The organism is Dyella sp. C9, assembly GCF_003332825.1.
Classification (GTDB): Bacteria; Pseudomonadota; Gammaproteobacteria; order Xanthomonadales; family Rhodanobacteraceae; genus Dyella.
Map to the genome: position 1 here is coordinate 1 of NZ_QIRF01000026.1, position 19,007 is coordinate 19,007.

A 19,007-nucleotide genomic window follows, 5' to 3' on the forward strand; every position below is an offset into this window, starting at 1 on the left:
CCGACCCCCGAGCTGAACAGCCGGACGATGGCCTGCACAGTCAGATGTCTATACGAGACAGGGCCTATAGCTCAACGGTTAGAGCAGGGGACTCATAATCCCTTGGTTCCAGGTTCGAATCCTGGTGGGCCCACCATTTTTGCTCCTGGCCATGAAAACGTGGCCGTACTAACCGCCACCATTTCTCACTTTTCGCTTCAAGAGCGGAAAATGACTCTGCCCCCTTTTTTCGTAATGCGATCGGCTTCGCTGGGGTGGCCCGAGGGGATTATGCGTCGCCGTTCTGTGCCGTGGTCTTGATCAGACCGAGCTGCGTGAGAGCCGACACGCCATCATCAAGGCCGATCTCCTCGACGATCTTGCCGTCGATCACCTTCAGCACCGTGGTGCCTGTGAAGCGCATCTTGCGACCCGTAGCGGCCGGCAGGCTACCGACAAGGAAGTCGCTGAAGGCCGGCCCCGTGTGCGTGCCACCGCCTTCCCACTGACCGACGACGTAATCGCCCTCAGCGATCAGGTCGGCTGTACCCCAGAAGTTCAGGTCGGGGAATGCGGCACGAAAATCCGTCATAAAGGCCCTGATGTCCGCCCTGCCGCGACGCGGTTCGTGCAACGAATACTTCAGCAGCATGTCCGGCGCAGCAATATCGTCGATGACCGCCAGATTGACATCCTTGCCCCAAAACTCGGTGAACCAACGGACGACAACAGCCTTGTTGTTCTGTTCTTTGTTCATCGCAGTGACTCCTCAGGTTGGCTTTGGGTGATCTTCGAGTTCGATCGAGGACCTGAGGGAGAAGGTTAAAGATTGGATCTAGAAGCCAAACTCCGATTCTTGCTTTCGAATCATTCCGTACATTTGCGTTCGATTGACAACCAATCTGCGGGAGATGCAGGTCGTCAAGCGCGCTCGCCTGAAGACGATCGGCATCGAGATTGCGGAATGCTTTTCCAGGAGGAACATCGGCATCGAACGCTTCTTGCGCGCGATCGAGGACTACGACGTGGGGCGTTCGGGCTAGGTGCCGCTTGTGTATGTGGGAAGGACACCACGTCCGACTGTTGAGATGCCCTCTCTTGTCTTCTTGGTCCGTCGAAGACTCCCCGCCGATCCTGCTTCGGACGCCGGGAAATGCCGCGGTTCCTTAGAGCGCCTCGAGAGAGGCCTTGAGGTCTCCCCGTTCTTCAACACTCAGGCTCATCGGGTTGCGCCCTTCGAAGATCCGGGCATGGCGTCAACTGATTTTCGTGATTGTAAGAAATTGCGCCCCCGTTTACAGTCTCAAGCAAAAAAATACGCTAACAGGGGGGCGGTCAATAACGGGTTGCCCTGCGTCAATCAAAGGGGTAACCGTGAAAAAAGCCTACCGATTCAAAGAGAATCAGTTGTTGGGAGCCTTGGCCGCAGCACAAGAAACTGCGCCTATAAACTCCACAAGCCGCGCATCCAAGGGACATGGTTCATTGCGCCTGCACCATATGGCCGCAGCCCTGGCTGCGATATGGGGGCTGGCAGGAGCGGTGCCCAGCGCGTTGGCTGCCTGTACTCCGACATTTGGCGCCGGAGCCAATGTGACCTGTGCCGGCTCGGTGTTCGGCATCGATTCGACAGCCAACAACATGATCGTCACCGTTGCGGGTGGCGCCTTGATTCAACCGGCGGTGGTCAACCCGGGTTATGTGGTGAACCTGCTGGGTAACAACATGACCTTCAACAACAACGGCACGGTCGATCCATCATTGGTGGCTGGCTTGTCCTTGTTGACGTCGGGGGCGAGGATCGGCGGCACCAACAATAGCTTCGTGACCGTCAACAACACAGGGATACTCAAGGGAACATCGACCCTTGCCCTGGGCCTGCCCCTGGCGAACCTGACTGGCCTTGCCCTGGACGTTCAGAACGGCGCCAACGGGCAAAATACCATCACCAACAGCGGAACCATTGGTTCAACGGCGATCCTCGGCATCTCAATCGCGCAAGCCGATATTCCGGTGATTTCCGTACGTGGTGGTAGCCCGACCACCTTCACCAACACCGCCACCGGCAACATTACCGGTCGTATCGCATTCCAGGGCTCGGCGCAGGGCAACCAGTTCATCAACGCCGGCATTCTGACCGGTAGCCTGAACATGGGGACCGGCGGTGCAGCCAACACCTTTACCGCCGTGACTGGGTCGCTGGTATCGCAGGCCGATGGCGTTGGTCCCGCACTGTCAGTCACGCTCTATCCGCTGCTCCAGTTCGCCGCCACAGGCACTGTCGATGGCGGCAGCGGCACGCTCAACAACCTGGTCCTGCAAAACAGTGCAGCTGGCACTGGCTCAGGCACCACCGGCACCGGCACCATTTCCAGCGCCAATTACCAAAACTTCAGCAACCTGACGGTCAACAGCGGTGCCTGGACGCTGTCTGGCCCGGTACTGACCGGCACCACCACCACGATGCTGAACGGCGGCATCCTGTCCTTCGACAACGCCTTAGGCATGGGCACCGGGCAAATCACCAGCAACGGCGGGACGTTGCAGGCGGGGGCGTCGGCGCTTGCGTTGTCCAACGTTATCAACATCAGCGCAAGCGGGTTGACCGTGACCGGCGGCAACACCCTGACCCTGAGTTCAGCCATCAACGGCATGGGGGCGCTGACCAAAAGCGGCATCGGTACGCTGGTTCTCGGCGCCGCCAACACCTACTTCGGCGGCACCACCCTGGCTGGCGGCACTATGCAGCTGGGCAACGCCGCAGGGCTGGGCAGTGGTTCACTCACCGTCACGGGCGCGTCCACCCTGCAAAACAATTCGACCATGACGGTCAGCAACAACATGCAGCTCAATGCAGGGCTTGGTGTGGCGAACATCAGCAGCTCTTCCCCGCTGACCCTGAGCGGCACACTGAGCGGTAACGGCGCACTGAGCAAGACCGGTAGCGCCGATCTGATCCTGACCGGCAACAACAGCTTCACCGGCGGTTTCAACCTGTCGGCCGGCAAGGTGATTCTCGGCAACGCCTCGGCCATCGGCAGCGGCTTGATCATCGCTGCGGCCGGCACCAGCCTGGATACGCAGACCGTCCAGGCGCTGAGCAACAACCTCAACCTCAATGGCGCACTGACCCTCGCCGGCAGCAACGACCTGACCCTCAACGGACAGATCAGCGGCCTCGGCAGCCTGGTGAAAAGCGGGGCATCGACGCTGACCTTGAACGGCAGCAACACCTTCAGCGGTGGCGTCAGCTTGAACGGCGGCAACCTGCTGCTCGGCGACAACGCAGCGCTCGGCGGCGGAGCCTTGAATGTCGGCGGCTCGGTCGCGCTGGACAGCTCGGGCGGATCGCTGAACCTGGCCAACAGCATTGTGCTCGCCGGGGGCAGTGCGTTGTACCTGATGGGCACGCAGGATCTGATACTGACAGGTACGCTGTCCGGTACGGGTGCCCTGACCAAGGCAGGTGCCTCCACGCTGACGCTGGATGGCGCGAATACCTTTGCGGGTGACCTTTCGGTCACCGGCGGCAAAGTTGTTGTCGGGGTCGACCAGAGCATCGGCAGCTTGTCCGGTGCGGCGGGTACCAGTATCGCGCTGGGGGCCAACACGCTCACCTTCGGCAGTTCGCTCAACGCCAGCTATGGTGGTGTTATCGGTGGCACCGGTGGTCTGGTCAAGCAGGGGACGGGCACCGAGAACTTGGCGGGCGCCAATACGTTCACCGGCGGACTCACGATCAACGCGGGCACGGTGGCGCTCGGTGCCGGCGGTAGTGTCACTTCGGGGGTCAATATCGCCAATGGCGGTGCCGCATTCGACATCTCAGCAGCGAGCAGCCAGGCCATTGCCTCGCTGAGTGGTGCTTCTGGCACGACGGTTGCTCTGGGTGCCAACACACTCACTCTGGGTGGCGTGGGCGATTACACCTTCAGTGGCGCGATTACCGGCACCGGTGGCCTGATCAAGAATGGTTCGGGCACGCAGACCTTCAATGGCGCGAGTACTTTTGCGGGCGACGTCGTCCTCAACGCCGGTGGTCTGCTGGTGGGGAACAACAGCGCGCTCGGTACCGGCACGCTGAACGTCAATGGCGCCGTCACGTTGGGCGGCAGCGCAAATAACATCACGTTGGATAACAGCGTGGTGCTCGGCACGGGCGCCGGGCTCACGGTGCAGGGAGGCAATGCGCTGACGCTGGGTGGCAGCGTTTCCGGCGCAGGCAGCCTCACCCTGAACAGCAGCTCGACACTCACGTTGACCGGTGCCAATACCTTTACCGGGGGCACCAGCATCCTGTCCGGTACGCTGGCCATCGGCGCAGGAGGCAGTTTGGCGGCCACCGGCGCGGTGACGTTAGCTGGCACGGGCACCCTCGATATTTCCGCTGGCGGCAATCAGACGGTGGGCTCGCTCGCCGGTACCACCGGCACAGTCAATCTCGGTGGTAACACGCTCACGCTGGGCGGCGTCGGGAATACGACTTTCGGCGGCACGATCAGCGGCACCGGTGCCCTCATAAAGAATGGCACGGGTGTGCAAACGTTGGATGGCGTCAACACCTACACCGGTGGCACCTTCATCAACGCGGGAACGCTGGCTCTCGGCGCGGGCGCGGGTCTCTATGCAGCAGGTACCGTCAACGTGGCGACCGGCGCAACGCTGGATCTTTCCGCAGGCAATGGCATGCAGACGGTCGGCACACTGATCGGCGGCGGCACGGTCAATACCGGTGCTAACGACATCACCATCGGTGGGCCCACCGACGGCGTCTTCAGCGGCTCGATCGCCGGCACCGGCGGATTGATCAAGCAGGGCACGGGCACGGAAACCCTCACCGGCAACAGCACGTTCAGCGGCGGCACCACCATCAATGCAGGCACGCTGGCGATCGGCGCCGGCGGAAGCCTCTCTTCGGCCGGGGCCGTCAATCTCGGCGCACCGGGTACAGGCTTCGATATTTCAGCAGCCGGCAACCAGACCATTGGTGCATTGAATGGCGTGGCAGGAAGCACTGTGTCGCTAGGTGCCGATACGTTGACGCTGGGAGGCGTCGGCAACGCGCGCTACGACGGCACCATCACCGGCACCGGCGGCCTGGTCAAAAGCGGCTCGGGCGTGCAGATGCTGGATGGTGCAAATACCTTTACTGGTGGCGTGGCACTCGATGCCGGTGGCCTTGTCCTCGGAAGTGGCCAGGCGTTGGGCACCGGTGCGTTGTCCGTCAATGGTGCCTCTACGCTGGACGCCATTACATCCTTGGGCATTGCCAACAACATCGCGCTCAACGGCGGGGCCGGCTTGAACGTACTGGGCTCCAACGACATCACGCTCTCCGGCGTGATTTCCGGCACGGGCTCGCTGACCAAGAATGGCGCGGCGACCCTCGTGCTTGGCGGGGCGAACACCTATACCGGCGGCACCACCATCAATGGCGGCACCCTTTCCATCGCGCCGGGCGGCAGCCTCGCGGCCACCGGTGCAGTAACGCTGAACAATCAGGCTACGCTGCAACTTTCCAGCGGCAATCAGCTTATCGGTTCATTGTCCGGCGTCACGGGCAATGTGTCGCTTGGCAACGCCACGTTGACGTTGAACGGCATGGGCAACACGGCTTTCGACGGCGTCATCAGTGGCGCCGGCGGTCTGGTAAAAAATGGTGCCGGCGTGCAGGAGCTGGGCGGCGCCAATACATTTGCCGGTGGCGTGACGCTCAATGGGGGCGGCCTGTTGCTTGGCAACGACAACGGCCTTGGCGTCGGCGTCCTGTCGACCAGCGGCACGGTGACGCTCGATGCATCGGCGTCGTCCAGCATCGCCAACGGCATCGCGCTCGGCAACGGCTCAACGCTGAGCGTGCTCGGCTCGAATGATCTGACGCTTACCGGCGTCATCTCCGGCGCAGGCTCGCTGATCAAGAACGGCGCATCGACGCTCACGTTGAGCAGCGCGAACACTTATGCCGGAAGCACCACCATCAACGCGGGTACTTTAGCCATTGCCGCAGGCGGCAGCCTTGCCACCAACAGCGCGGTGACGTTCGGCGGCAACGGTACGCTGGATCTTTCCAACGCCGGCAACCAGACCATCGGCTCACTCGCGGGAGCCAGTGGAAACGTGGTGCTTGGCGGCCATGCACTGACGCTGAGCAGTTCGGGCTACATCAGCTTTGACGGCACCATCAGCGGTGCGGGCAGCCTGGTGAAGAGCGGCTCGGGCGTGCTCGAGCTTGGTGGCATCAACACGTTCGGCGGTGGCCTGACGCTCGCATCGGGCGGCCTGGTGCTGGGCAACGATGCGGCACTTGGCAGCGGTGCGCTGACTGTCGACGGGGCAATAACGCTCGACGTGAGTCGGGCAATTACCACGACCAACAACGTGAACCTCGCGGCGGGGAGCACCATCGACATTCTCGGCAGCAACGCAGTGACGTTCGGCGGGGCTATTGCGGGTGGAGGTGGACTGGTGAAGGATGGTGCAGCCACGCTGACGCTGACTGGCGCCAACACCTATACGGGTGGCACCACCGTGAGCGCCGGCACGCTCGTGGGCAACAGCGTGTCTATCCAGGGCAATGTGCTCAACGATGCGGTGCTGAGCTTCAATCAATCCGTCGACGGAACGTTTGCCGGCATCATCACCGGCACCGGCCAAGTGGTGAAGGATGGCAACGGAGCGCTGGTGCTTACGGGAGCCAACGCCTATCAGGGCGGTACGGCCATTCATGCCGGCACGCTGCAAGTGGGAGACGGCGGCACCTCGGGCACGATCACGGGCGATGTGATCAACGCCGGCACGCTGGCTTTCAACCGTGCCGACAGCATCACCTTCAATGGAGCGGTCAGTGGCACGGGCGCCGTTGTGCAGAATGGCAGCGGCAGCCTGACGCTCGGGGGGGCGAATACGTACAGCGGCGGTACGTCCGTCCTTGCGGGTACCTTGATCGGAAACACGGCGAGCCTGCAGGGCACCATCACGAACAATGCCGCACTGGTATTCGACCAGAGTACCGATGGCATCTATGCGGGAAGCATCAGCGGCTCGGGTGTGCTGACCAAGACCGGGCAAGGCATGCTCGTGCTCGACGGCCAGAACAGCTTCGCTGGCACCACCACGGTGACGCAAGGCACATTGGAGGTGGGCGATGCATCCACGCCAACCGCGACGCTGGGCGGCAACGTCAGCGTGCAGTCCGGAGGAACGCTGCGCGGCCATGGCACGATCAATGGCAACGTGACGAACGACGGCCCGCTGCGCCCGGGTGGATCCATCGGAACGCTGACCATCAACGGTGATTTCAGCCAGTCATCCGCCGGCACCTTCGTCGTAGACACGGCATCGGACGGCACAGGCAGTCAGCTGGTGGTCAACGGCAAGGCGAACCTGGCCGGCAGTGCGCTGCTGGTACTGCCGGCCGCCGACTGGAAGGCCAGTACCGACTACAGCCTGATTACCGCCACGGGTGGCGTGGTCGGGACATTCGGCTCGGTGTCGTCCAACTTTGCCTTCGTCGATCCCACGCTTGCCTACGGACCAACTACGGTGACGTTGGCCTTGGAGCGCAACGAAGTGGCCTTCCCATCCGTAGCCACCACCCCCAATGCACGCAATGCATCGGCGGCGGTGGAGGCGCTTGGCTCCGGCAATGCGCTCTACAACGCGGTGTTGCTGCTCGATGGGCCGACCGCCGTCTCGGCGTTCCAGCAACTGGCTGGCGACATCCATGCCAGCACGCACACCGCGATTCTGGACAACGATCGCTACGTGCGCGATGCCATCGTTGCGCATCTCTCCGGCCTGTCTGGCACGACAACGGGCAACGACGCCAGCAATGGCGCCGGCGTTTCGGCGTGGACGTCCGCATGGGGCCACTGGGGCGATCGCGATGGCAACGGCAATGCCACGGACATGTCAGGCAATGGCAGCGGACTGGTGCTGGGCGGCGATCTCGCCGTCGGCGCCGCCGGGCGCATCGGTGCCCTGGTGGGCACCGGCGAGGGCTCGGTGCGTACCGATGCGCCGAATGCGTCGGCGCATCACGTCGACAACTATGCCGGCTTGTACGGCGACGTTCGCCTTGATGCATTCCATCTTCAGGGCGGAGCCGTCTACGGCTGGCAGCGCGTGAGCGCCAATCGCACGCTTGCCTTCGGCACCTTGGGGGGAGTTGCGGGCAGTCGCTACGACGCGAATACCGCCCAGGCCTACCTGGATGGCAGCTACGACGTCGCGGTGGGCCGCTCGACAGTTTCGCCGTTCGTGACGGTGGCCTACGACCATCTGCGCACCGACACAATCAGGGAGAGCGGAACACCGGCAGCGTTGGATATTTCCGGAGACAACAGCTCGGTAACGGTCGGAACGCTGGGGGCACGCAGCAGCTTCAGCCTCAGCGACGACGGCGGCCTACGCGCCAACTTCAGCCTGGGCTGGCAGCGCGCCTGGGGCGCGGTGACGCCGCAAACTGCCATGCGCTTCGCGGGTGGCCCGTCGTTCACCGTCTCCGGCGCGCCACTGGCTCGAAATGCCGCGGCGTTCAACGGGGGCATCAGCTTCCGCGTCGCGCGCGATGTGACCGTGGATGCCACCTACAGCGGACAGTTTGCCAGCCACGCAACAGACCAGGCGGCGCGGATGAGTCTGACCTGGACGTTCTGAACCGACGCGATGCCGCCCCCGAACTCCGGGGGCGGTATCGCGATGGGCGCGCGCTGCGTTCGGTGACAAGTGGGGAGCACGCACCGATCGTGCGGATTGTCGATGGCCGTTGCGTTCCAGACAGCCCCCTGCGTGCGTCTGGGTCGGGAATCCACCATTAGTTCGTGTCAAAGCCGCATCTGAAGCAGGTAGGTGATGCGGGCCTGGCAGAGGTTGTGGGTCGTCTTCTATCCTTCGAGGCCGCCGTAAGGCGGCCTTGCTTTTGGCGGCCGATGGTCATACTTCGAGGCGCGGGCATTGCGTTGATCGATGCCGTGTATAGGGACTGGGCCTTCGGGGCGGCGCCCATTACGGCCTATTCGTTACCACGCATGACAACTCCTCCACCTCCCTTGCGGCGTGATTTGCCGCTACATGGACATCACATGTCGTCACTCATCCGAAGCCTCTGCCTATTTGCGTGGGGGCTTCCTGTTGCTGTTGCCGTCGCCGCGTCCACACCCGGCCCATTGAATCGTTTTCCGGTTGTCTCCCAGGACTATGTGGTTTTCGTTGCACGCGGCGAACTCTGGCGCGCGCCGCGATCGGGTGGGGAGGCCACCGAGCTGGTGAAGGGACAGGGCCAAGTCCTGTTTCCGCACATCTCCCAGGACGGCAACTCGGTTGCATTCACTTGGCGTCATGGAGGGTTGAGCGACGTGTATGTGGTGCCGATCCAAGGGGGCGAGCCCCGCCGGCTGACACATGGGCCGTCCTATTCACCCTACGACAACGCGGTGACCGGATGGACGACCCATGGCGACATCCTGTTCGTTTCGCAGAGGGAGGCACATTTGCGTGGCGAGTACGACACGTATCGCGTTGCCGCGACTGGCGGCCTTGCCCGACCACTCGGCCTTGGTCACTCGGGCACCTCCAGCATGGCACCCGATGGCGGCACGATCACGTATGACACGAGCTTTCGCAATTTCGCGGGCGACCGTTGGAAGCACTATGTGGGCGGTCAGGCATCCGAGTTGGTCAGCTATAACCTAGCCAGCCACGCCTATGCGCGTGTTACCACTTGGGAGGGTGCCGACACCTTTCCCATGTGGTTTCGGGGGCAGCTCTTCTTCCTCAGTGATCGCGGGCCGGAGCACCGCCTGAATCTGTGGAAGAGGGGAACGGCCGCCAACCCATGGATACAAATGACCCATTACCGCGACATCGATATCGATGCGCCGTCCGTCGGCCCGGGGGGCATTGCCTACCAGGTAAATGGCGAGATCTACACCATCGACACGCCGGACGGCGCGCCCCGACGGATCGACCTCCGCCTACCTGAAACGCCGTCGACAACGACCGTCGATGTCAGGGATGCAAGTCACCTCACCGATGTTCGCGGCCAATCCGAATTCGGATTCGATGCCAGGACACATCAGGCGTGGTTTGTTGCCCGCGGCGATATCTACCGTGTCGATGCTACTGGCCATGCAGAAAATCTGACGCGCACGCCGGGTGTCTCGGAGTCCTATCCTTCCGTCAGCCCGGATGGTCGGGAGATTGCCTTTGTCAGCGACGCGACTGGCGAGGATCAGGTCGCCGTCATGCCGGCCGGCGGTGGCAAACCGCAAGCGCAGTCGCGGTTCAAGGGTGGCGTGCTGTATCGACCAGTGTGGTCGCCTGACGGTAAAGGGTGGGTGGTCGCGGATGGTGACCACAACCTTTGGTACGTCAGTCGTCGCAGTGGCGCAACCCGTTTGCTGGCCTACGACCCGTTCAGTGAGATTCGCGATGCCACGTTCTCGCCCGACGGCACCTTCGTGGCGTACAGCCGGGTACGGCGCTATCCCGACCGGGCCGTGCATGTCGTGAACGTCACGACGGGCGAAGACCGCCAGCTCGGACCTTCGCATGACAGCGACCACGACCCGGTATTCTCGCCCGATGGACGCGACCTGTTCTTCCTTTCCGAGCGCCGGGAACAGATGGCACCGTCGGATCGTGATGAGCTCAATATCGCCGGCCTTGCATCCACCGGGCTCTACGTCGCGTCCATGAGAGAGGATGACGACGCCTTTCCGCACCAACGCCCGCAGCCGTCTTCGACGATCGATTGGACGCGCATTTTCGCGCGTGCTGTCCCGGTTTCGCTATCCAACGCGGGCGCGTTGACCCACGTAACGGCGAGCTCCACGCATCTGTTCGTTCATAGCGAGCCGGTGTCCACGTTGGCGGGTCAGCTTGGTGGCATGAAGGATCAGCTTCTGTCGATAGGGCTTCGCGACGGTACCAGTCAGGTGGTCGCTGAAGACGTCAGTTCGCCAGAAGGCTCGTCAACGGGCCAGGGTGTGGCAGGGGTAAAAAACGCCGCCCTGTGGGTGGCGAGCGACAGCGGACAGGACGCCCGCAAGTTTGACCTCGGAAAAGCAGAGCCACTGACCGTTCCGACAGGCGTGGAGGCCGCCGAGGTTGTCCGCCAGGCATGGCTTTACGATCGCGGCCTGTTCTGGGATCGCCACATGAACAACGTGGACTGGCCCGCCATGCTTGAGCGCTACCTTCCGCTTGCGCGTCGCACAGCGTCGCCCGAAGACCTGACCTATGTCCTGGGCGAGCTGCAAGGCGAACTTGCGACCAGCCACATGTTTATCTCGAGCGGGGGAGACAACGATGGTCGCCACGACCACCCGGTCGCGCTACTGGGCGTGGACTATGCGCTGGACATCTCATCCGGGCGATACCAGCTCGCGCATATCTATCGGGGCGACGCTTCAAGGCCCGAGCTACGGGCCCCCTTGGGGGCGCCAGGCATCGAAGTGAACGACGGCGACTACCTGCTTGCGATCAATGGAAAGTCGTTGTCGGCTCCCGCCGATCCCTACGAGCTGCTACCGAACGAGGAGAAGCCGGTAACACTGGATGTCTCGGCCAGTCCATCAGGGCCCGTGCGCCACGTGGTCGTCCAACCCGTCTTCAACGAAACCGATATCCGTCGAACCGACTGGATCCAGCGCAACGCCGCCCACGTCGCCAACGTTTCAGGCGGACGCTATGGCTACATCTTCCTGCGTGACTTCAACGCCAATGGAGCCGCCGACCTGATCCGTCAGTGGAATGACCAGGCGGGGCGGGAAGGCATGGTGATTGACCTTCGCGCCAACGGCGGGGGCTCCACCAGCCAATGGGTGCTTGATCTTTTGTCACGTCGGCGCGCCGGTGGCTTTGTCAATCGCGCGGGCGCGCGCACGGACCTTCCTGCTGGGGGCGTGCCAATGAAGCTGGTGGTCATCACCGACCCATTCTCCGCATCAGATGGCGATCAGTTTCCCTATTACTTCCGCAAATACGGGCTCGGCAAGGTCGTTGGCGAGCGCACATGGGGTGGCGTGCGCGGCATCCAGGGCAAGATACCCCTGCTGGATGGCAGCGCCATCACGGTGCCGAAGGACAGTCTGTTCGACGCAGACGGTGCCTTTATTCTGGAGAACAAAGGTGCTGTGCCAGACATCGAGGTAATCTATACGCCAGTGGATATCTGGCGCGGCGTAGATCCTCAGCTCGATGCGGCGATCCACGTACTGGACGTGGGTTGAGCCTGCCCTTGCGTGACCGATGGAGCGAGTTGGCGCGCGAGGCTCCCTGCGCCACTGGCTGACGGAACGCAAGGTCGCGCATATGCCCCTGAAGGTAACGGCGGCCTGCACATCAAGCCTGGAGTTCCTGGATGCCTCGGGCCACGCGGTTAAACATATGAATCCAGAAAGCCTTTAAGGGGCCATTGGAACGGCGCGATGGATGTTTAAAGGATGCTTTCGGGGTGTCCGCTTTCGACTGCGGAGTCAGGCGGTTGTTGCAACAGTCCTGCTTCTCACGCAGTCCTTAGTGTGTTGCAACGACCAGCCGGATACGCAACCCGAAGCAGAAATTTCTTCACCGGACCCAGCGAAACGCGCGCAGAAAGACGGATTCTCTCGACTCAGGGAGCAATGGCGGATGCAGGATCGCGCACTCTTGGTATCGATGGTTGGTGCACTGGCCGGGGGCTTGGCGCAAACCTATCTGGCACTCCATTGCTGGGATTCCATTGGGGTGTACAGCCCGGTGGTGCGTTGGTTGTTTGACTTTGGGTTGAGGACAAAGGGCATTTACTCCGTGCTCTATCCCCTTGACCCGCTCACAAACGTATTGATCAACATGCCGGCCGCATGGGTGCTTACGCGGCTCCGCCCGGAGAGAGTCCGGCTTTACCTGATCGCGGCCGTGATTCCGTCCTTCGTCTGGCTCAATAGGAGCCTTGCCAATGTGTCATTCCCTAATCCCCATGCCGGCTTGACGGCATGGGGATGGCTATTGGAGCTGAGCTCGCTGCCTATTGCCGTGTGGTTGGTGGGGTGTATCCGACGCACAGGGGGGAACTGGATGGTCGAAAGCGTCCCTGGGGGCTCCAGGCGTATGGCTTCAGTGAATAGACGGCCCTTCCTTGAGAAAGGTTGTTTAACGAAGGTCCGCGTATAACCCGACGTGCCCAGCTTTGAAATGGTGGGTCGCGGTTGTTTCAACCATTGATGCGAACCACGACCTTCCCCTGCGTTTGTCGCTGCTCGATGAGCGTGTAGGCCTCTCCGACGGTATCCAGCGTGAACTCGCGGGGATCCAGCAGCGGCTTGATCTTTCCCGCTTCGGCCAGTCGCGTCGCTTCGCGCATGATCTCGCCGTGGTGCGCCCGGCCCTCGCCGGTCAACAGGGGTAGCAGGGTGAATACACCGGAGTAGGTAGCGGCACGGAACGACAGTGGCGCCAACGCATGCGTTCCCCAGCCCAGGGCGCTGACCACGTGGCCAAAGCGCGCCACCGCATTGAACGAGGCATCCAGGCTGGCGCCACCGGCGGTGTCGAATACCACGTTGAAGCCGCGCCCTGCGGTGTGTTCGACAACGTAGTCCTCGACCGTCATCCGCTCGTGGTCGATCGGTATCGCACCCAGTTGACGAATAGTCTCCGTGCGCACCGCGGCGCCGGTCGCGTATACCTTTGCACCGAAGGCGCGGGCGATCTGGATGGCGATGCTGCCGACGCCTCCCGCGCCGCCTTGCACCAGGACGGTGTGGCTTTCGTTGACGCCGGCTCGATCAACCAAGCCTTCCCAAGCGGTGATGAAGGCGAGCGGCAGCGAAGCCGCCTCGCGCATGCTGAAGTGGCTGGGTTTCAGGGCAAGCAGGTTGGCGTCCACGCTGGCATATTCGGCGAGCGAACCCTGTACGCCGCCCACGCCGCCGGTCATGCCGTAGACCTCGTCGCCCACCCGGAAATCGGTCACGCCCGGCCCTACCGCAGCGACTACGCCCGCCAGGTCGATACCCAGGATGGCGGGCAATGGATGGCGAGCGTGGGCCGCGGCACCTGCGCGAATCTTCAGGTCCAGCGGGTTGATGCCACTGGCCATGATCTTCACCAGCACCTGCCCCTGCTGGGGCGTGGGTCGTGCGATGGAGGTCAGGCGAAACGGCGCGCCGTAGTTTTCCAGCACGGCGGCTTGCATCGACGGGTGGGTGGTCACGACGAACTCCGCGTGGTTGAAGAAGTGTTGCCACGTTAGGGCATTCAATGTCGTTTAGTAATAGGCATATATGAATTCGATTCATTCATAATTGAATGGCCTATGGCGAGGTGCCGCCCGGCCAAATCCAGCTGACAAAGGGGACTGCGATGGAGTGGAGCGACCTGCGGGTTTTCCTGGCGATTGCGCGCGAAGGCTCGCTTGGCGCCGCTGCGCGCAAGCTCGGGCAAAGCCAGCCGACGATGGGACGACGACTCCAGGCATTGGAGCGTGACATCGGGCACACGCTATTCCAGCGAACCAGTAGCGGATTCGTGCTGACCGACGAGGGCGCCGCCGTGCTCAGTCACGCCGAGCGCATGGAGGACGAAGCGCTTGCTGTTCAGCGGCAACTATCCGGACAGGAAAACCAGCTCGACGGAACGTTGCGCATCACCTCATCCGACTGGTTCGCCGAGGTTGTGCTGACGCCGGTGCTTGCCGATTTCGCCAGGCAGCACCCGCTTGTGTTGGTGGAACTGCTGACCGACTCGCGCTTCTTCAGCCTCTCGCGCCGCGAGGCGGACCTGGCGTTTCGCATCAGGCCCTTCGACGAGCCGGATGTTGTCTCGCGCAAGCTGCTGCACATGCCGTACGGCGCATACGTCGCCCAGGGCTACGCCGAGCCCCGTGCGGGCGATGGTGCAGGGGCGAAACTGATCACCATGGACATGGCTTTCGGGGACATGCCCGACGTGGCGTGGCTGCAGCGAATGCTGCCGAATGCCCAGGTTGCGTTTCGTAGCAACGCCCGCGCGGTCCATGCGCAAATGTGCCGACGCGGTGCGGGTGTTGCCGTTCTGCCACGCCCACTAGGCGACACTCTCGACGGCCTGCGTCGTCTCGACTTGGGCGAGGAGCCGCCTACGCGGGAAACCTGGATCGGCTACCACCGGGACATGCGACGACAAGCCCGACTGCGCGCGCTGCTGGACCTGGTGGTGGCTCGCCTGGCGGATTGAGTTTCATGGTCGGACGGCAACTGGCGTATGCCCTGTCAGGGCAAGCAGCGGGGCGGCAACTGCATGAGGTGATCGAGGCCCCGGACGACCATCTGTGGTAGCAGGGCTGCTGAGCACCTGGCCGGGTGAGCCGAATGTGAGCTTTGATTGGCCCACGACGAAGAGAACGGCTCGTGAGTAGCCCAGCATGGCCGAGCACCGCAAAGCGGTGCGGTAGTTAGAGGCCGGATATACGTGTGCAGTCGACACGGACGCTAGGGCACGAGGGGCTTTGCAACGGGGAGGAGTCCATATACGGACACTTTGTCAGAGAATGGATCGTTCAATGCGTTCAATGGCCTCTCGAAACCCCTTGATGGAGCCATCAACACCGAAGTGACGTCCATTGCGCAAGAAAAAAACGGCAGAAACGCCACCTTTGTAGTTGGCCAATTCCATTCTCACCATGTCGCAGAAAAGAACCTCTTGTCTGACAAACCCTTTCTCGACCACCCGATCAGCCTTGATGGTCAGGGAATACGTTGACATATAGACGATAAATACGAAGATCGGAATGGCGACTGCTAGGCAAAGAAGGACAATCGGCCGTGCAACTCCTGTGGTGTATCCCATTGAAACTGACCACCAAGGGAGCGTCAGGATCGCCAGCTCGATGAAGACCGACATCAAGATCCTGGCAAGCGAATATGTATAAATGCGTCCGGGCCACTTTTGCTGGCCAGCTTCTTTTGAAAGCGTCATTGACGCGCGGCTCTTTGCTGACCTGTCGAGTCGCGACAGTGTCCTCGTAATTGCACGATCCAGCGATCCATCACGATATTTCTCCTGTGTGTCCCGAATATCCGCACCGGGTCGAAAACAGACATTACCGGCGGCATGGGTACTACGAAAATACTAACCATTCAATTGACTGACATAGCTGCCAATCTCATTGCTGGCGCTCATAAAGAAGTCAAAATCCCAATCATCTTCCCCTTCCTCGACGAATAGAAACCTCGCCCATAGGCGCGGATCGGCTAGGATTTTCCATGGAGAGACATAGTCGAGTACGAACGTCGGCTTTCCATCCTAGGAGAGGACAAATTCTCTTCGGAACGGAGATCGCTGACAGTGCGCCTCATATCGTCTGTCGATACGAATCAGTTCATCACCAAGAAAAATAAAGAAATCGTCATCTCGCCTGAATATGGCGTACAAGCGACAACGTTGCTCAAGGTACGTCCCCGCAACGTGATCGGTGATCTCAGTCGGTTGGGCCTGACGGCCTAAGCGACGACTTATAACGCAGCGCGCGGTATCAAACTCCACACGAGGCCATCGCCCTCGTAGGACCTACGACTCATCGTTGCCCTCAAGTACGACTAAGTGTGGGGACGTCGCTTTCTTGTGGAGACTCATAGATGCCGCACATCGTTTTCAAGCTGTGAGCAATCATTGCGGTGCACGATCAGGGTTTTGCCACAGGCTCCCGATCGAATGGTAGCGGCCGTTGCATTGAGGGCATGGCGAACGCAGAAAAGGAAGTGCCAGCGGCAAGAACACGATGGGTGCCGCAAGGCGCATCGTCCAGCGCACAGCTTCCGGAAACTCGGTGTAGTAGTTGGCCATCGTCAACAGGCCCAGTGCCGCAACAAATCCGCCTACTGCCAGGCGCCGCTTGCGATTCATGCTTTCCAGTGCTGCACGCAGGCGTCGCCGTTCCCGCTGCGGGTCGATAGTCGTTGTTTCCATTCCCGTTCCCCTGGTAGGGCCTCCCCCGAGGCCCTGACGATTGTGTCTGTTTTGGGGCGGAAGTGGATGCTTCGGTTAGCCGTCTCCAACGCCAGGTAACGACTGAGTCATCGGATACAGGTCTGTCGTCAACGACTTTGCCATTGAACGACGCTTCCTGGCCTGTCACCTTCCGCCTCGGCAATCACCAGCGAGCGCCTGGGGGGCGATCCTTCCGAGGCAACGATCTGGCGAATGGGGCCGGAGGCGTTGACAATGGCTGCTCCTGCCGGATTGGTCTTGAACGCCGATAGAGGCTCGAGCATGCCGCTTCCATCCTCATGCTCTGCAAAGGCCAGGAAGTACGTGTGGTCAGGTTGCAGGCCGGCAACAGCCGCCTGGAGAACCTGCACCAATCCTTGGTCGAACAGCGTGACACTCGTCGATGTGTGGTCAGAGCCGCCCTTTCCTCGCAGGGCAACCTGAGCCGTAGAACCCGCTACGCCCAGTGGCTGAAGACCTTGGGTCCCAGCTTCAGACTTATCCAGTGCGTGGGAAACGTAAGCGATGGCTTGCGGCGCTTGCCCAATGGCCACCTCGCCGATGACTCGCTGGGTTGAAGTATCGATGCAGGCAAGCTTGTCGTCGTTTTCCAGGCCGACGTAAATTCGCCGCCCATCACCAGAAGGCCAGACACCATGAGGCAGGTTTCCCACGGGAATAGTCGCCACCTGTGAGAAGGTGTCGGTGCGAAAGACCTTCACTTCATTGGTTCCGCCGACCGTCACATAGGCAAGCTGGCCTTTCGAGGTCACTGCGAAATTGACATGGTTGGTGATGGGTCCTGTATCAATGATTTTCAGGATGTTGAACGGAGGCCGGGCGTTGAAGGCGACCGTCTTGCCCACATCCTTCAAGGTGAACCACACCTGTTTTCCATCCGGGCTGGCTGCGATGTTCGGGCAAAAGGCGCTGGGCTGCTGAACTCGCCCGACCTTCGCCTTGGATGCCACATCGATGACGACGGTTTCGGGGTTAAAGGAAGAACAGATGTAGGCATACTTTCCGTCGGGCGAAAAGATGGTCATGCCGGGCCCACCCGGCGTCTTTACCCGATACGTCTCCTGGTAGGTGCTGGCATCCAGGACCGATACGTAGTCCTCGCCTCGAACGGTGACCCAGACGCTCTTGCCGTCCGGTGTAAAGAACGCCTCGTGAGGCGATCGCCCCACGTAAGTGGTGTGCTTCACACGGTTGGTTTTCGTATCAATGAACGAAACGGCGTTCGAGCCAATCGACACCACGGCCAACGTCGAACCGTCGGGTGAAAAGCCCATGCCATGAACCAGTACCTGGCCTTTGTAGAGCGGCGAAAAATTCGTGGGCTGTGGGTCCCCAAGTCGGATAACGCCAAGCAGCTTGTTATCAACGGGGTCGGTTACCGAAACCGTATTGGAGAATTGTTCCGAAGCGTATACGCGGTCAGCGTGCGATATGGGTACATCCTTGGAAGCCCATGGAGCCTGCTGCGCCACGGCGTTCGATACAGCAAGCAATAACACGACTGCCATAGGACCGATCTTCATTTCGATTCCTCAGTCAGAGCGGATTTTACCGATGCGCTTCGTTCATCGGCATTCGCGGCGGGACGCTTCCCAATGGCCATGTCCATGGCCAAAAGCTCCTGTTGCTGGTCAACGATGATTTCCTGAGCAATACGCCTCAGCTGCTCGTTGTGACCGTAACGCAACTCGGATTGAGCCATGTCTATCGCCGCCTGGTGGTGCGGTTTCATCATCTGGACAAAGTCCTTATCCACATCTCCCGTCGTTGGCTCACCCATCGCGTCCATCATGTGGTCCATGGCGGTACTGCAGGCACGCCGAAACTGGGCTATCTGTGAGTCCGGTCCGGATGAGCCTGCTCGTATGGCACCCGTGAGTCCAACGCCCAAGATGGTCAGCATCAATGTTGATCGCCAGATCTTCACATGACCTCCTATTTCTCGCTGGTCTACTTTCGATCGCCGCCAAGGGAGTGGGGCCGCGCGGGTACCGGTGGCACGGTGCTTTCGAGGCATCAAACCGATCGCGTCAGCGATCACTTTCCATTCGTCAAAT

Annotated in this window: 10 protein-coding genes and 1 tRNA gene; 5 read left to right on the plus strand and 6 right to left on the minus strand. The window is 61.3% G+C overall.

What is annotated here, in order from left to right:
- Positions 1 to 60 precede the first annotated feature (60 nt).
- Positions 61 to 136 (plus strand) — tRNA-Ile (locus DVU99_RS19195).
- 132 nt (positions 137 to 268) lie between these two features.
- Here DVU99_RS19195 and DVU99_RS19200 read toward each other — a convergent pair.
- Positions 269 to 736, minus strand: coding sequence for an ester cyclase (locus DVU99_RS19200; RefSeq protein WP_114241845.1), 468 nt, complete (start codon positions 734 to 736; stop codon positions 269 to 271).
- A 133-nt stretch (positions 737 to 869) separates the two neighbouring features.
- Between DVU99_RS19200 and DVU99_RS20210 the strand changes: the two genes are divergently transcribed.
- The 3 genes from DVU99_RS20210 (at position 870) to DVU99_RS19210 (ending at position 12,212) form a co-directional block, all read left to right on the plus strand.
- Complete coding sequence (locus DVU99_RS20210) at positions 870 to 1,022, plus strand: hypothetical protein (RefSeq protein ID WP_232823668.1); 153 nt, start codon at positions 870 to 872, stop codon at positions 1,020 to 1,022.
- A 331-nt stretch (positions 1,023 to 1,353) separates the two neighbouring features.
- The gene (locus DVU99_RS19205) at positions 1,354 to 8,637 is read left to right on the plus strand and encodes an autotransporter-associated beta strand repeat-containing protein (protein WP_157971490.1); all 7,284 of its coding nucleotides are present in this window, start codon (positions 1,354 to 1,356) and stop codon (positions 8,635 to 8,637) included.
- Positions 8,638 to 9,062: 425 nt separating this feature from the next.
- Complete coding sequence (locus tag DVU99_RS19210; protein ID WP_198670394.1) at positions 9,063 to 12,212, plus strand: S41 family peptidase; 3,150 nt, start codon at positions 9,063 to 9,065, stop codon at positions 12,210 to 12,212.
- 962 nt (positions 12,213 to 13,174) lie between these two features.
- Here DVU99_RS19210 and DVU99_RS19220 read toward each other — a convergent pair.
- Entirely contained in the window at positions 13,175 to 14,176 is a 1,002-nt protein-coding gene (locus DVU99_RS19220) for a zinc-dependent alcohol dehydrogenase family protein (RefSeq protein ID WP_114241857.1), read from the minus strand.
- Between the two features lie 149 nt (positions 14,177 to 14,325).
- Between DVU99_RS19220 and DVU99_RS19225 the strand changes: the two genes are divergently transcribed.
- Complete coding sequence (locus tag DVU99_RS19225; protein WP_114241858.1) at positions 14,326 to 15,177, plus strand: LysR family transcriptional regulator; 852 nt, start codon at positions 14,326 to 14,328, stop codon at positions 15,175 to 15,177.
- Between the two features lie 306 nt (positions 15,178 to 15,483).
- Here the strand turns inward: DVU99_RS19225 and DVU99_RS19230 are convergent, their stop codons facing one another.
- From DVU99_RS19230 to DVU99_RS19245, 4 genes are all read right to left on the minus strand, one after another.
- Complete coding sequence (locus DVU99_RS19230) at positions 15,484 to 15,918, minus strand: hypothetical protein (protein ID WP_157971491.1); 435 nt, start codon at positions 15,916 to 15,918, stop codon at positions 15,484 to 15,486.
- 690 nt (positions 15,919 to 16,608) lie between these two features.
- Positions 16,609 to 16,908 carry a hypothetical protein gene (locus DVU99_RS19235; protein WP_157971492.1) on the minus strand — a complete coding sequence of 100 codons (300 nt, stop codon included), beginning with the start codon at positions 16,906 to 16,908 and terminating at the stop codon, positions 16,609 to 16,611.
- Between the two features lie 128 nt (positions 16,909 to 17,036).
- Positions 17,037 to 18,473 carry a YncE family protein gene (locus DVU99_RS19240; protein WP_114241851.1) on the minus strand — a complete coding sequence of 479 codons (1,437 nt, stop codon included), beginning with the start codon at positions 18,471 to 18,473 and terminating at the stop codon, positions 17,037 to 17,039.
- Entirely contained in the window at positions 18,470 to 18,967 is a 498-nt protein-coding gene (locus DVU99_RS19245; protein ID WP_343126340.1) for a DUF305 domain-containing protein, read from the minus strand. The genes DVU99_RS19240 and DVU99_RS19245 overlap by 4 nt, the downstream gene beginning before the upstream one ends.
- Between the last annotated feature and the right edge of the window lie 40 nt (positions 18,968 to 19,007).